General features: G+C 68.7%; 14 protein-coding genes. 5 read left to right on the forward strand and 9 right to left on the reverse strand.

The features are described from left to right. Positions 1-6: 6 nt before the first annotated feature. From ACFV6H_RS06525 to ACFV6H_RS06535, 3 genes are all read right to left on the reverse strand, one after another. Positions 7-756 (reverse strand): carbohydrate ABC transporter permease, encoded by a 750-nt coding sequence (locus ACFV6H_RS06525; RefSeq protein ID WP_093595634.1) that lies wholly within the window; start codon positions 754-756, stop codon positions 7-9. A 116-nt stretch (positions 757-872) separates the two neighbouring features. Next, positions 873-1,748 carry a carbohydrate ABC transporter permease gene (locus ACFV6H_RS06530; protein ID WP_385539770.1) on the reverse strand — a complete coding sequence of 292 codons (876 nt, stop codon included), beginning with the start codon at positions 1,746-1,748 and terminating at the stop codon, positions 873-875. Between the two features lie 143 nt (positions 1,749-1,891). Further along, positions 1,892-3,139 (reverse strand): extracellular solute-binding protein, encoded by a 1,248-nt coding sequence (locus ACFV6H_RS06535; protein WP_385539237.1) that lies wholly within the window; start codon positions 3,137-3,139, stop codon positions 1,892-1,894. A 257-nt stretch (positions 3,140-3,396) separates the two neighbouring features. Between ACFV6H_RS06535 and ACFV6H_RS06540 the strand changes: the two genes are divergently transcribed. The 3 genes from ACFV6H_RS06540 to ACFV6H_RS06550 are packed head-to-tail and all read left to right on the forward strand — an operon-like array spanning position 3,397 to position 5,386. Then, positions 3,397-4,260, forward strand: coding sequence for a GntR family transcriptional regulator (locus ACFV6H_RS06540; RefSeq protein ID WP_237539972.1), 864 nt, complete (start codon positions 3,397-3,399; stop codon positions 4,258-4,260). A gap of 47 nt (positions 4,261-4,307) precedes the next feature. Further along, positions 4,308-5,096, forward strand: a complete 789-nt coding sequence (locus ACFV6H_RS06545; RefSeq protein ID WP_385539240.1) for a GntR family transcriptional regulator — start codon at positions 4,308-4,310, stop codon at positions 5,094-5,096. Between the two features lie 59 nt (positions 5,097-5,155). Continuing rightward, complete coding sequence (locus tag ACFV6H_RS06550; RefSeq protein ID WP_093595616.1) at positions 5,156-5,386, forward strand: dodecin; 231 nt, start codon at positions 5,156-5,158, stop codon at positions 5,384-5,386. Between the two features lie 54 nt (positions 5,387-5,440). On the opposite strand, the gene ACFV6H_RS06555 is transcribed toward ACFV6H_RS06550, so the two are convergent. Then, entirely contained in the window at positions 5,441-5,929 is a 489-nt protein-coding gene (locus ACFV6H_RS06555; RefSeq protein ID WP_385539242.1) for a hypothetical protein, read from the reverse strand. A gap of 68 nt (positions 5,930-5,997) precedes the next feature. Between ACFV6H_RS06555 and ACFV6H_RS06560 the strand changes: the two genes are divergently transcribed. Further along, positions 5,998-7,014 carry an MsnO8 family LLM class oxidoreductase gene (locus ACFV6H_RS06560; protein ID WP_385539244.1) on the forward strand — a complete coding sequence of 339 codons (1,017 nt, stop codon included), beginning with the start codon at positions 5,998-6,000 and terminating at the stop codon, positions 7,012-7,014. A 118-nt stretch (positions 7,015-7,132) separates the two neighbouring features. Here ACFV6H_RS06560 and ACFV6H_RS06565 read toward each other — a convergent pair whose 3' ends face one another. From ACFV6H_RS06565 to ACFV6H_RS06585, 5 genes are all read right to left on the reverse strand, one after another. Then, positions 7,133-8,137, reverse strand: coding sequence for an NAD(P)H-dependent glycerol-3-phosphate dehydrogenase (locus tag ACFV6H_RS06565; protein WP_384975043.1), 1,005 nt, complete (start codon positions 8,135-8,137; stop codon positions 7,133-7,135). Continuing rightward, positions 8,080-8,994, reverse strand: a complete 915-nt coding sequence (locus ACFV6H_RS06570; protein ID WP_385539246.1) for a class I SAM-dependent methyltransferase — start codon at positions 8,992-8,994, stop codon at positions 8,080-8,082. The genes ACFV6H_RS06565 and ACFV6H_RS06570 overlap by 58 nt, the downstream gene beginning before the upstream one ends. Next, positions 8,987-10,138, reverse strand: coding sequence for a YcaO-like family protein (locus ACFV6H_RS06575; protein WP_385539248.1), 1,152 nt, complete (start codon positions 10,136-10,138; stop codon positions 8,987-8,989). The genes ACFV6H_RS06570 and ACFV6H_RS06575 overlap by 8 nt, the downstream gene beginning before the upstream one ends. Then, complete coding sequence (locus ACFV6H_RS06580; RefSeq protein ID WP_385539250.1) at positions 10,135-11,199, reverse strand: TfuA domain-containing protein; 1,065 nt, start codon at positions 11,197-11,199, stop codon at positions 10,135-10,137. Before ACFV6H_RS06580 ends, ACFV6H_RS06575 begins: the two co-directional genes overlap by 4 nt. A gap of 214 nt (positions 11,200-11,413) precedes the next feature. Continuing rightward, entirely contained in the window at positions 11,414-11,563 is a 150-nt protein-coding gene (locus tag ACFV6H_RS06585) for a hypothetical protein (protein WP_384975047.1), read from the reverse strand. Between the two features lie 299 nt (positions 11,564-11,862). Here ACFV6H_RS06585 and ACFV6H_RS06590 point away from each other — a divergent pair, with 299 nt between their 5' ends. Further along, positions 11,863-13,230, forward strand: coding sequence for a transcriptional regulator (locus ACFV6H_RS06590; protein WP_385539252.1), 1,368 nt, complete (start codon positions 11,863-11,865; stop codon positions 13,228-13,230). Positions 13,231-13,241: the final 11 nt, after the last annotated feature.

The following is a 13,241-nucleotide window of genomic DNA, read 5'->3' on the forward strand; positions in this document are numbered from 1 at the left end:
GGTCTCCTATCCCTTGACGGCGCCGCTGGTCATCCCGGAGGCGACCCGTCCCTGAAGGACGAGGAAGAGCACCAGAACGGGCAGGGCGAAGAGAGTGGAGGCGGCCATCGTGGCGCCCCAGTCGGTGCCGAAGACATTGGAGAACGAGGACAGCCAGACCGGGAGGGTGCGGTCGTCCTGGTTCTTGATGATCAGCATGTTGGCGAAGGCGAACTCGTTCCAGGCCGTGATGAATCCGAAGAGCGAGGTGGCGAGCAGTCCGGGAGCGAGCAGCGGCAGGGTGATCCGGCGGAAGGCGACCGCGCGGGTGCAGCCGTCGACCTGGGCCGCCTCCTCCAGCTCGACCGGGATGGCGGTGAGGAAGCCGCGCAGGGTGACGATGGTGAAGGGCAGAGTGATCATGAAGTAGATCAGAGTGAGCATCGACAGCTTGTCGAGCATGCCGGTGTCGCGGGCGATGACATACATCGGGATCAACAGCGCTTCCCAGGGCGCCACTTGCGCGATGAAGACCATGAGGATGAAGCCTCTGCGGCCCTTCCAGCGCAGCCGGGCCACGGCGAACGCGGCGCCGAGGGCGACGATCAGCGCGAGCAGCACACAACCGGCCGTGACGGCGAGGCTGTTGCGCCAGAAGAGCCAGAATCCGTCCGCCTGGACGGCCTTGGTGAAGTGGTCGAGAGTGACCGAGGTCGGCAGGAACAGCGGTGTCTCGGACTGGATGTCCCGGGTCGGCTTGAAGGCGGTCAGCACCATCCAGTAGACGGGGAAGACGGAGAGGACGAAGACCAGCAGCGCGGCTGCGTGCAGCGGAAGCCGTCGTATCCGGGGTCGTATCCGGGCGCGGCTGACCAGGCTTGTGGAGGTCCGGCTCACAGCTCGGCCTCCTGCCGGAACATCTGACGGAAGTAGACGACCAGCACCGCGACGAGCAGCAGCACGGTGATGGTGGAGGCCGCCGCTCCCAGGTCGTAGCGGTGCAGGGATTGCGCGACGCGGTAGGCGTAGACGGGCAGTGTGGTGGTCGCGTCGCCGGGGCCGCCCTTGCTGATGGCCCAGATCTGCGCGAAACACCGGAAGACCCAGATGACTTCGAGACAGAGCACCAGCGCGAAGAGCGGTCGCAGCACGGGCAGGGTGACGGAGCGGAAGATCCGGGCCGCGCCCGCGCCGTCGAGCCGCGCCGACTCGTACAGCTCTGCGGGGACGGTGAGCAGCGCGGCGTGCAGGGTGATGGCGGCGAACGGCACGGACTGCCAGACGACGAGCAGCACCAGGATCACAAAGGTGGCGCTGCCGTCGGCGAACCAGGAGTAGTTCTCGTACGACTCGAAGCCGAGCCGTACGAGCAGCCAGTTGACCACTCCGAGCCGGGACGAGAAGAGCCATTGGAAGACCGTGGTGGTGGTGATGACCGGGCTGGCCCAGGCGAGCACCAGACCGCTCATCACCAGCAGCCGCATCCGTCGGCCGAGATGCTGGAGCATCAGCGCGACGAGCGTGGCCAGCACCATGATCAGGACGACATTGACCGCGGTCCACCAGAAGGTCCGCCGTACGACCTCCCAGAACACGGTGTCGTCCAGGATCTCCCGGTAGTTGGCGAGCCCGGCGAACGGAGCGCCGCCGCGGATGAGTTCGCCCATCCCGTAGGTCTGGAAGGAGATGACCAGATTGCGGACAAGCGGATAGACGAGCAGATACGCGGTGCCGAGCACGGTGGGCGCGATCAGCAGATACGGCCACAGGGCCCTGGGTATCCGGCCGGCCTCGGGCTTGGCCCTGGGCGTGGTCGCGGGTGTCCGGTCGGTCCCGTCGGTCCCGTCGGTCCTGGACGTCCGGTCGGCCCCGGGCTTGGCCTCGGGTGTCCGGCGGGCCCTGGCTGCCGTGCTCATGAGCCGAGCGTCTTGGTGATGCTGTCGGACGCTTCCTTCGCGGCCTTCGCGGGATCGGTTCCGGTGAGCACCTCGGTCATGTACTGCTTGATCGGATTGGTGGCCTCGACGGCGGCCCACTGCGGCGAGTTGGGAGTCGCGCGGCCCTGCGCGGCGCCCGCGGCCATCGCGGCGGTGCCCTCACTGCCCTGGACTGCGCCCGCGAGCGAGGTCCTGTTGGGGACATAGCTCATGGTCTTCGCCATGTCGGTCTGCCAGATGTCGCCCGCGAGCGCCTTGATCACCTGATAGGCCGCGTCCTGGTGGGCGGAGGCCTCCGGGACGATCAGATCGGAGCCGCCGGTGAAGACCGCGCCCGGCTCGCCCGCCGTCCTGCCCGGCACCGGGAAGAAGCCGATCTTTCCTTTCAGCTCGGGATTGGTCTCCTCGATGATCTTCGCTCCGCCGGGTACGGAGATGATCTGGGCGACATCGCCCTTGGCGAAGACCTCCGCCTGCGGCGGTTTCGCCTCGTCGGAGTCCTTGGGTCCCTTCCCGAGGGCCTGGAGGCGCCGGTAGAAGTCCATCCCGGCGAGCGCCTGCGGAGTGTCCAGCGTGCCCTTCCAGGCAGCGCCGGACCGTACGGCGAGATCGCCGCCCTGGTCCCAGATGAAGCCGGCCAGCGTGTACCAGTTCTGGCCCGGCAGATAAATGCCCTGGACCTGGCCCTTGTTGAGCTTCGCGGTGTCCGCGAGCCAGTCGTCCTGGGTGGCGGGCGGCGAGGTGATCCCGGCCTTGGCGAAGTGGTCCTTGTGGTAGAGGACGACCCGGTTGGCCGCGTACCAGGGAATGCCGTACTGCTTGCCGTCGATCCTCCCGGGCTCCGCGAGCCCGGGCAGCCAGTCCGCGCCGGACAGGTCCTCCGTACGGTCGGTGAGATCCTTGACGCCGCCGCTGGCGGCGTACTGGGCGACCTGCGTGTTGCCGACCTCGATGACATCGGGCGCGTCGGTGGAGGCGAGGGCCGCGGTGACCTTCTCGCCGATGCCGTCCCACTCCTGAATCTGAACGTCCAGGGCGATGTCCTTGTGCCGCCGCTCGAAGTCCTCGGTGAACCGGGTGAGGAAGTCCTCGGTGACGCTGTCCTTCATGATCCAGACAGTGAGCTTCTCCGGGCCTTCGGCGCTGTCGGAGGAGGAGCCGCACGCACTGACGGCCAGGGTCGCCGCGAGCGCTGCGGCGCCGGCGATGAAGCGGATCTTCACGGGCCACCTCGATAGGGATTTACCAATTGGTCAACTGGTAAGGTGTGTGCCCAGAAGGTGGCATGGACCAATGTCGGCGTCAAGCCCCTGGAAAGTAGGCACTGTTCACCGGCGCTGTTCGCAGGCATTGCTCGCAGGTGCCCGCAGCTGCACGCAGCGAACGCGCCGTTCGCTTGGTTACGATGGTGTTTACCAGTTGACCAGTCAGGGTCATATCAGGGTCATCGGGTACAGAAGCACGAGGGACGGAAGAGGTCATGCCCATGGGGAGCGGCTCGTCGGGTGGCTCGTCAGGTGCCGTACTCAAACGTGAGCGCGTACGGGAGTATCTGCTCGGCCTGATCGAGTCGGGCAGCGCGGGCGACGCGATCCCGTCCGAGCGCACCCTCTGCGCCGAACTCGGTGTCTCCCGCCCGACCTTGCGCACCGCGGTGGACGAACTCGTCGCCACCGGACAGCTCGTCCGCGAACACGGCCGCGGCATGTTCGTCGCACCCGCGAAGATCACCCAGGAACTCACGCCGGAGGACACGGCGTTCGTCGTTCCCAGGGCCTCCGGCACCTGGTCCAGCCGCGTCCTGGAGCGCACCACATTCCAGGCCGGCGCCCGGATCGGCCGCAAGCTGCGCGTCTCGCCCGCCACGGAGCTGATCTATATCGCCCGGCTTCGGCTGGTCGACGGCTCGCCCATCGCCATCGAGCATCTCCACATCCCGGCCGAACTCGCTCCCGCCCTCACTCCGCAGGAGCTGGAGTCGGGCGAGCTGTACGACCATCTGAGGGAGCATCACCAGCTCTATGTCCACGAGGCCACCCAGTCCATCGAACCGACGGTGGTCAGCGAGTCCGAGGCCGCGGTGCTGCGCGTCCCGGTGCTCTCTCCCGCCCTGCTCATCGAACGCCTGACTCTCGACACCTCGGGCCGTCCCGTCGAGTACGTCCACTCCCTCTACCGCGGCGACCGCTACCGGATCGTCTCCCGGCTGGCCCTGGGCACCCGGCCGTCCCATCCCCATCCTCATCCCCGCCCGCGCCCGGACGGCCACCATCCGGGCATCCCGCCGGGCGACTTCGCCCACGACGGCATCATCACCTCGTCCACCACCGGTGATGCATACTGACCGCAGCTTCCGACGGCCCACCGTCCTACGGCTCACCGGGAGGGCCCGTGCGCGACACCCGTTCTCCTCACCCGGTGCTCAAGCGGGAGCGGGTACGGGAGTATCTGCTCGGCCTGGTCGACAGCCGCGGGCCCGGCGACGTGATTCCGTCCGAGCGCACGCTCTGCGCCGAGCTGGGCGTATCACGGCCCACACTGCGGGCGGCGGTGGACGAGCTCGTCGCCACCGGACTGCTGGTCCGCGAACACGGCCGCGGCATGTTCGTCGCACCTGCGAAGATCACTCAGGAGCTGGTCGCCGAGGACCGTCCCGCCGTGGTGCCCAGGGCGCCGGGCGCGTGGTCGGCCCGGGTGCTGGAGTTCCGTACGGTCGGCGCGGGCGCGCGGGTCGGACGCAGACTGGGGCTCTCGCCGGCCGCCGAGGTCGTCTATGTGGCCCGGCTGCGGTTCGTGGACGGCGGGGCCGTGGCCCTGGAGTATCTGCATCTGCCCGCGGAGCTGGTCCCGGGGCTGACACCGGCGCGGATGGAGTCCGGGTTCTACGCGTATCTGCGCGAGGAGCGGCGGATCACGCCGGCCGAGGCCGTGCAGTCGATCGAGCCGACGGTGCTGAGCGAGGACGAGGCGGCGCTGCTCGGCGTACCGGTGCTCTCACCGGCGCTGCTGTTCGACCGGATCACCTCGGACGCGTCGGGCCGACCCGTGGAGTATGTGCGCTCCCTCTACCGCGGCGACCGCTACCGGATCGTCTCCCGGCTGGCCCTCGGGACCGCGGCGGAGGACCGGCCGGCGCCGGACGCCTCGCGGAGCGCCGCGTGGTGGGGCACGGTGGAGTGAGAGCCGTGGCGTACGACGTACGAACGCGTGCCGGGGCGTACGAGGAGAAGGGCGAGCCCATGTCCCACCACACCCACACCCATCACACGTACCGGGTCACCGAGATCGTCGGCACGTCCCACGAGGGAATGGACGATGCCATCCGCAACGGCATCGGCCGTGCGGCCCAGACGCTGCGCGGTCTCGACTGGTTCGAGGTGACGGAGGTCCGTGGCCATATCGAGGACGGCGACATCGAGCACTTCCAGGTCGGACTGAAGGTCGGGTTCCGTCTCGAAGGCGACGAGTGAGCGCGGGCGCAGCGCGGACGGACGGAGCTCTGACAGACAGGCAAGCGCGGCCGGTCAGGTCCGTCCCTGACGCTGCTGCGCGTCCTTGAGGGCCTGTGACGTACTGGCCCAGCGGGCGCGTACGACCTGGAAACCCGCGCGTTCAGCCGCGGCGCAGACCAGCTCGTCGTCATCCACGAGCATCCGGATCTCGCGGTTGCCGCCCAGCCGACGCAGGATCTCCAGCTTGGTCGTACGGGCGGGCCTGCGGTCGTCGTTACGGCGCATCCAGATCCGGCCCTCGGGCAGACCGTGCTCGGCCAGCCAGGCCGCGGTGTCCGCGCGGCAGCGCTCGGGCCGGCCGGTCAGATACATGACCTCGCACTCCTCGGCGGCCTTCAGCGCCAGCCGTACGCCCTCGGCCAGCGGCGTGTCCTGCCCGGCAGCGGCGAAGAATCCGGCCCAGTCACGAGGCGCCCGCTCCAGGAAGTGCTGACGGTGGCCGGTCTCCGCGAGGGTTCCGTCCAGATCGAACACGGCCAGTGGCCTGCTGCTACGGGGCATGCCGACCAGCCTAAGTGCTCTCCCGGGGCCCCGGGGAATCCTGGCACGGGCTGGGCGTTGAAAGCTGTGTGAGCACTCTGGCCAGCATTCCATTCTCCGTACTAGACCGCTCCCGCACCCGGCAGGGCCAGGACGGGCCGACGGCACTGCGCGACACCGTACGGTTCGCGCAGCGGATCGAGGCGCTCGGCTACCACCGGTTCTGGGTCTCCGAGCACCACAGCGTGCCGGGAGTCGCCGGCTCCGCGCCGACCGTACTCGCGGCGGCCGTCGCCGCCGCGACCTCGACGATCCGCGTCGGCACGGGCGGTGTGATGCTGCCCAATCATCAACCGCTGGTCGTCGCGGAGCAGTTCGGAGTGCTGGAGTCGCTGTTCCCGGGCCGGATCGACATGGGGCTCGGCCGTTCCGTGGGCTTCACCGACGGGATACGCGCGGCCCTGGGCCGCGACAAGCAGCACGCCGAGGACTTCGCCGGACAGCTCACCGAACTGCTCGGCTACCTCACCGGAACCCAGACCGCCCACCCCCAGGTCCACGCCCACCCCGCCGAGGGCCTCCACATACCCGCCTTCGTCCTGGCCACCGGCAAGGGCGCACAGATCGCGGCCGAAGCCGGACTCCCACTGGTCATCGCGGCGGTACGCGGCGAAGACGCGATGCTGCGCGCGATCGACGCCTACCGCAAGGACTTCCGCCCATCCGCCTGGGCCGAGCGCCCGTACGTCGTACTCTCCGGCACAGTCGCGGTCGCCGCCACCACCGAGGAAGCCCGCCGCCTACTCCTCCCGGAGGCCTGGTCCACGGCGTACTCCCGCACACACGGAGTCTTCCCACCACTCATGCCCGTCGACACAGTCCTCACCACCACCATGACCACCCGCGAACACACCCTCTTCGAGGCCGCCTACCGCGATCAACTCCACGGCACGGCGGACGAGGTGACAGCCACCCTGCAAAAACTGCTCACACGCACTGCGGCCGACGAGTTCCTGGTCACAACAAGCACATACGACACCGGCTCTTTGCTGGACTCGTACGAACGCCTGGCGGCCCTGCTGGGGCTCGGGGGTACGAATGTCTGAGCCCCGACAGGGCAGCGATGCAGGCGTGACCGCTCCAGCGCCGCTATGGCCGCACAACGTCCACGGCCAGGCCTTGTCCGGGCGATCACGCGCGGAGCCAGATGTCGATGTGCCGCCTTCAGCGAAGTTCGGGCTGAGGCGAGCGTGACATGAGGTCCCTGACCGCTTCCTGAGGTGATGTGCCGCCGTGGACGATGCCGACAACGGTCTCGGTGAGCGGCATGTCGACGCTGTGGCGCCGTGCGAGGTCCAGGACTGCCCGGCAGGAGGTGACGCCTTCGGCGGTCTGCTTGGTGACCGCGGCGGTCTCGGCGACGGTCAGGCCGCGGCCGAGGTTGGCGCCGAAGGTGTGGTTCCGGGACAGGGGCGAGGAGCAGGTGGCGACGAGGTCGCCCATGCCGGCCAGCCCGGCGAGCGTCTGTGCGTCGGCGCCCATGGCCTGGGCGAGGCGGGTGGTCTCGGCCAGGCCCCGGGTCATGAGAGCGGCCTTGGTGTTGTCGCCGAGTCCGTGTCCGTCGGCGATGCCCACGGCCAGGGCGATGACGTTCTTCACGGCTCCGCCCAGCTCGCAGCCGATGACGTCGGTGGTGGTGTACGGGCGGAAGTACGGGGTGTGGCAGGCGGCTTGGAGTCGTTCGGCGACGGTCTCGTCCTGGCAGGCGACGACACTGGCCGCAGGCTGCCGACGGACGACCTCGCCCGCGAGGTTGGGGCCGGAGACGACTGCGGTCCGCTCCGGCCCGGCGCCCGTCACCTCGCCGATCACTTCGCTCATCAGTTTGGTCGTGCCGAGTTCGACGCCCTTCATCAGGGAAACCAGGACGGTGTCGTGGGCGAAGTACGGTGCCCATTGGGTGAGGTTGTCGCGCAGGGTCTGCGCGGTGACGGCGAGGAAAGCGGCTGTGGCGCCCTTGGCGGCCTCCGCCGGGTCCGCCGTGGCTGTAATCCCGGATGGGAGCGTCGTGTCCGGGAGGTAGTCGGGGTTGCGGAAGGTGGTGTTGATGGCATCGACCAGTTCGGGGCGGCGTGCCCACAGGGACACTTCGCATCCGGCGTCGGCCAGGATCATGGCGAACGCGGTACCCCAGGATCCAGCCCCGAAGACGGCAATACGGGTCGGCATCGGCCGGTCTCCCCTTGTCTCTTGTGCACGTGGTGTAGCTCCGTCGGGCCAGGGTCGTCCGCGGACGCCTGCGTGCCGTCAGGCCGTCTCAGCGTAACGGTGACGGAGTGTCGGTTTCCGAGTGCCGGTGATCTTGTGCGGGCCTCGGTGAGCATGTTCTCGGCCTGTTCGTCACCGAGGTGACGCCTCAGGTCCGCCTCGTGTTCGGTCCACAGCCGGTAGAGGCGGCGCCACATCGCCGGTTCGTCCGGACGCACATCCTCGGACTCCAGCTCCATGCCCGCCTCGGCGGCCCGGTGCGACCACGGCGGGGCCACAGGGTGGGTGCGGCGGCCTCCGGAGGTGAGGACGGCCCGGCCACCGGGACGTAGCACCCTGCGTATTTCCCTGAGTGCGCTCCTCTGATCGGGAGCGAATCCCAGGGCGTCGACGCATACGACGCCGTCGGCCTGGGCGTCGGGGAGGCCGGTGGCCTCCATGGTCGCCACACGGAAGGTGGCCTGCCCCGGCGGCACGAACGCGGGAGAGCGTCGGGTGGCCAGGCTGATCGCCGTCGGTGAGATGTCGATACCGACCAAGTGCACGGAGAGTGCGCGTGCCAGCCACAGCCCGGCGCCTCCGGTCCCGCATCCCAGATCGACGAGCCTCCCACCAGGGCACAGCCGCAGTCGGCTGACCACGGCCCCGAGCAGGGGCCAGTCGCATGAGCTGGATGCCTCCAGCTCATGCGGATAGGCGTCGCCCATCGCTTCGGCGTAGAGCTGGGCCACCAAGGTGGTCGAGGCCCTGGCCGCGTGGAAGGCGTCGTATACGGCTGCGAGCTGCTGCTCGGTCGCTGTCCGTGGGTTCTCACCCATGGCGGTTGCCTGGACGGGGAATCGAGCGGACGATACGCATCTCCAGCCCGGGGCTGATGACCTTTGCTCCGGCATAGGTGTCAGAGTTGTGCAGGGGGACGGCGATCGGTTCGTAGCCGGTGACGGAGGCGATCCTGGCGGCCACCGATGCGGCTTCCCGGGTGAAGTCCGGCTCGGCCGCGGCGTAGCGGCCGGTGAGGGCGTTCCAGTCGGCCGTGCCCGGCCAGGCCGGTTTCGGGGACGGGGGACGGGCGGCGAAGGCGTTCTCATGGGAGTCGAGATCGTCGCGGGTGCCCGCGATACAGGTCAGCCGGGACTGGGCGGCTTCGGTGAGGGCTCTGGAGAGCGCGATGTGCGGATCGCGGTGGCATCCGGAACCGGCGAAAACAACCGGGTAGTCCTCCGACCAGATGTAGGCCGCGCACACAGGGATCTGATGGGCGCTGTCGACAAGCGCAATTTCCAGGAACATGCCGGCAGTCAGGAACCGGTCGATCAGATCCCGGCAGTACGGGTCGTCCACGCTCTGCGGGTCGATCAGTGTGCGCTGCTGCCCTCCGCCGGCGTAGTCGCGGTGGAGGACGTCCCGCTCGATCACTTCGAACAGGCCGTGCAGGATCGCTTCGTCCAAGGTGTTCCCGCAAGCCAGGCCGTTGCTCGTGACGTGGAAAAGGTCCGGTTGCGTCACATCTCGCCGCAGGCGGCGCCGGGCCAGGCCGGCGGGGACCAGGATGTCCTGACCGCTGGTCAGGCCGGTCCCCGCCACCCAGTCCAGCTCGATGTCCTTGAGGCCCTCGTGAGCGAACTTCACAGGCAGGAGAGCCATCGGGTAGGGAGGTTCGAGGTCACGGTAGGAGCCGTGTACCGGCGCCGTCGGTTGGGGCTGTTCGGCGTGCCACAGCTCCGCGCTCTCCAGCACGGCCGAAATCTTGGCCAGTACGTCGCTCGCACCCTTTCCCTGGGAGGTGACAAGGGTATGCGCGCGGGGACGGATCGCCGTCCATACCGGGGTACCGAGATGGTCGAGACCCGTAAGACATGCCACACGGGTGATACCGAGGCACTCCAGCTCCGGTTCCAGCGCCCGCCATGTTTCCTCCGGCGTCCTGGCGCGCACCGTGCCGTCGAGAACAATCCGGCTCACTGTCGGGCCTCCTGATCGCGCAGAAATCCCAGTACGAACACCTTGGCCGCATCGACCGCGTCGCGGGCGCCCTGGAATCCGCGGGCCCAGGACTCCTCCTCAAGGGCATCCGCCTCCGTGGACCAGACAGAGGCAAGAAGCCGCCGGGCGACGCTGTTCTTGATCGCGTCAGGGAAGAAGCCCCGGTGCGATCGGGTCGTGGTCTCGTTCAGGGCGATGTACCGGGCGACGGCTGCCCGGTCGGCGGGCGTCTCGTGTGCCAGCAGCCGGGCCACCGTGTTCTGGTCCGTCAGATCCGTCTCCGGGCGTATCACCGCACAGACCAGAGGACGGGGCAGACCCGACGCTCCCGGGATTCCGGCGGCCGTGCCGAGGTGGTCCCACCACAGGCGCGGGAAGTGCCGGTCGAAGATCTGCTGATAGGTGACCCGGTGACTCGTCGCCAGATGGACCCCGTCCACCGTCTGCACGGCGAACATGTTCGCCCACTGACGGAAGTGACGAGTCCGCCACTCCAGCACAGGCGGCGGCTCCGCAGGCGTGTCGGCGAGGGACAGAGCGGTCTTCAGCGCCCGCAGGGCGTCGGCCCGTTTGAGATCACCGAAGTACGGGTCCTCGGCCAGACGCGAGGTGAGCCACCCTGCGAATTCCACGGCTCCATGTTTGCGGCTGATGACCGAGACGGCCGTCAGCGACCGGTGCGGGTAGTAGACGCCCCGTAGTTCACCGAGCAATTTCGCGGCTGCGGGCGCTCCGATGACTCCGGCCGCCACGGCAAGCTCCAGTACATGGCTCAGATTGACCAGGGGCCAGGTCACCGAGCGCAGGTCGGCATCGGCAGACTGCCCGACGGCTACCTCGTCGTCACCCTCGATGGTACCGGCGGCGTAGGCGTCGTAGATCTCCCCCACCCCGACCATTCCGCACGAAGCCAGTTCAGCCGCGCGCAGCGCGCCGATGCTCGCGGCACCGACGACACGCACGCCCCTGCCGAGAGCCCAGATGATCTCTTTGTGCCGGACGGCAGGCGTGTGGTGATAAAGGCCGTCGATGATGACCACGGTGTCCGTTGCGGCAATATCACTGGAGAACAGGTCACCGTGGCGGATGGGGGGCCGTGGGGCGAACCGGGGATCGGACAGTACAGGGTCGTCCGGGCTGAGCGTCGGCCCTGTGTATACGTGGATCAACCGCACCCTCTCCTTGTGTTGTCCGAGCACGAGAGGGCGCCCTGCGTCGAACAGCGCACGACACCCCCTCGCCCGAATCAGCGCGTCAGAACGTGTAGCACTCGTCCTGCTCGGTGTCCTCGGACCGTACGACCGCCGACGGCTCGATCAGATCCGCGACGTCGGTCGTGACACCGGTCTTGTCGCTCTCCTGGGCACTGCTCTGCGCAGCCACCTGCGACTTCGAAATCTCCATCTCGCTTCCTTTCAGATGTGATGAGCGGAATGCGCCTGTCCCTCCACGGCTGCGTACCTGGGCGATACGGCCCCGCAGCCCCCGAAAGTCCCCAGCCGGTCCGCGAAGACCACGTGGCGAATTGGTCGGTGCCGCGGATCGGGAACTCTCGTGTGCCACAACCTTCGCGCGCGGGCAGGCGGCCTGGGGAGCCCGCCGATGTGCCCAGGCGTGCCCACGCTGTGCCCACGCGTACCCATGCGATGACAAAGCGGCGATCGGTCCGTATGCGCCGACGCCGAAGGGGGCACGATGGGGATGTGGAGACGGATGCGCACCCACTGGCTTATCTGCTCCACCTCAACGGCTGGACAGCTACCAACTACCTGGCCCGCTTAAGCGTGGTACACCAACGGCTCGGCTACGGAAAACTCGACGTCCATCAGCGCAAACGGGTCTCGCGGTGGATACGTGAGGGCATCACTCCCGAGATGAACGTGCAGCTGGCCATGGCCGTCCTCCATGGCATCGCCACGCACGAGATCGCTGCGCGGCCCTGGCCGGAATGGCTGAAGCCGGCCTGCGTCCGGGAGCAGGACCTCCTGGATGCCGAGTGGACCGCGCAGACCACCCTCGACCTACTCGACCGTGTCGCCGCCCCGGGAGGGCCGATGGAGCGCAGGGGATTCCTCGTCGTCACCGGAACCGCGATCGGTTCCGTTCTGGCCGGAGCAGCCACCGCACAGCCGGCCGCAGCCCGAACGCCGGGCCGGCGGATCTCGCGGAAGGTCCCGGCCCTGTTCGAACAGTCCCTTGCGGTTCTGCGGCGCCAGGACGACCAACTCGGCGCCGGCCAGGTCCATGCCTCGGCTCGCGCTCAGCTCCGCCTGATCACGGGCACGCTCAGAGGTGCCGCCTACAGCGAGGACACCGGGCGGCGGCTCTACGCCGCCGCGGCCGAAGCGGCCAGAATCTGTGCCTGGACGGCCTACGACTCCGGCTACCACGGACTGGCCGAGGAGTACTACGTCGCCGCCCTCCGCGCCGCCGGATCGTCCGGCGACCCGGTTGTCACCGCCAACACCAAGAACTTCTGGGCGATCATGCGCTACTCCAACGGAGACCCGAAGGGAGCCGCCGATCTGGTCACCGACGCCCTCGCCCAGACCGGACGGATCGGCTCACCGCGGTTGGAGGCCATGCTCCACGCCCGGCTGGCCCGGTCCCACGCTCGCGCGGGAGACCAACGGGCAGCCGCCCGGGCCCAGACGGCCGCCTTCGAGGCATACGACCGCGCCCGCGACCGATCCCCGGAAGAAGAACCCGACTGCGTGTACTGGGTCAACCTCGGCGAACTGCACAGCTGGGCCGCGACCAGCGCGATGGACCTGCAAGCGCCGGCACAGGCGCTCACCCACTTCGCAGCCATTCCAGCAGCCCACCGCGACGAAGGGTATGACAGCCAGGCATACCCGCGAGCGGTCGCGCTCCGGCTCGCGCGCACAGCAGAAGCCCACGCGGCCCTTGGCGACCTCGACGGCGCCGTCCACAGCGCCCACCAAGCCGTCACCCACATGGGCAGCCTCACCTCAACACGCGGCAACTCCGCCCTCAACAACCTCCGAGCCAAGATGGCCGACCACGAGAGCGTGCCCGCCGTCCGTGAATTCCTGGAGAGCACAGCCTGAAACGACCGAAC

Origin of the sequence: Streptomyces sp. NPDC059743 (genome assembly GCF_042732975.1) — a bacterium.
Taxonomy (GTDB): Bacteria; Actinomycetota; Actinomycetes; order Streptomycetales; family Streptomycetaceae; genus Streptomyces.

Excerpts from the sequence above, each read along its gene's own strand:
- ACFV6H_RS06565 (WP_384975043.1), bottom strand. The coding sequence starts at position 8,137 with ATGCCGACCCGTATTGCCGTCTTCGGGGCTGGATCCTGGGGTACCGCG.
- ACFV6H_RS06570 (WP_385539246.1), bottom strand. The coding sequence starts at position 8,994 with ATGGGTGAGAACCCACGGACAGCGACCGAGCAGCAGCTCGCAGCCGTA.
- ACFV6H_RS06525 (WP_093595634.1), bottom strand. The coding sequence starts at position 756 with ATGGTGCTGACCGCCTTCAAGCCGACCCGGGACATCCAGTCCGAGACA.
- ACFV6H_RS06555 (WP_385539242.1), bottom strand. The coding sequence starts at position 5,929 with ATGCCCCGTAGCAGCAGGCCACTGGCCGTGTTCGATCTGGACGGAACC.
- ACFV6H_RS06585 (WP_384975047.1), bottom strand. The coding sequence starts at position 11,563 with ATGGAGATTTCGAAGTCGCAGGTGGCTGCGCAGAGCAGTGCCCAGGAG.
- ACFV6H_RS06540 (WP_237539972.1), top strand. The coding sequence starts at position 3,397 with ATGCCCATGGGGAGCGGCTCGTCGGGTGGCTCGTCAGGTGCCGTACTC.
- ACFV6H_RS06550 (WP_093595616.1), top strand. The coding sequence starts at position 5,156 with ATGTCCCACCACACCCACACCCATCACACGTACCGGGTCACCGAGATC.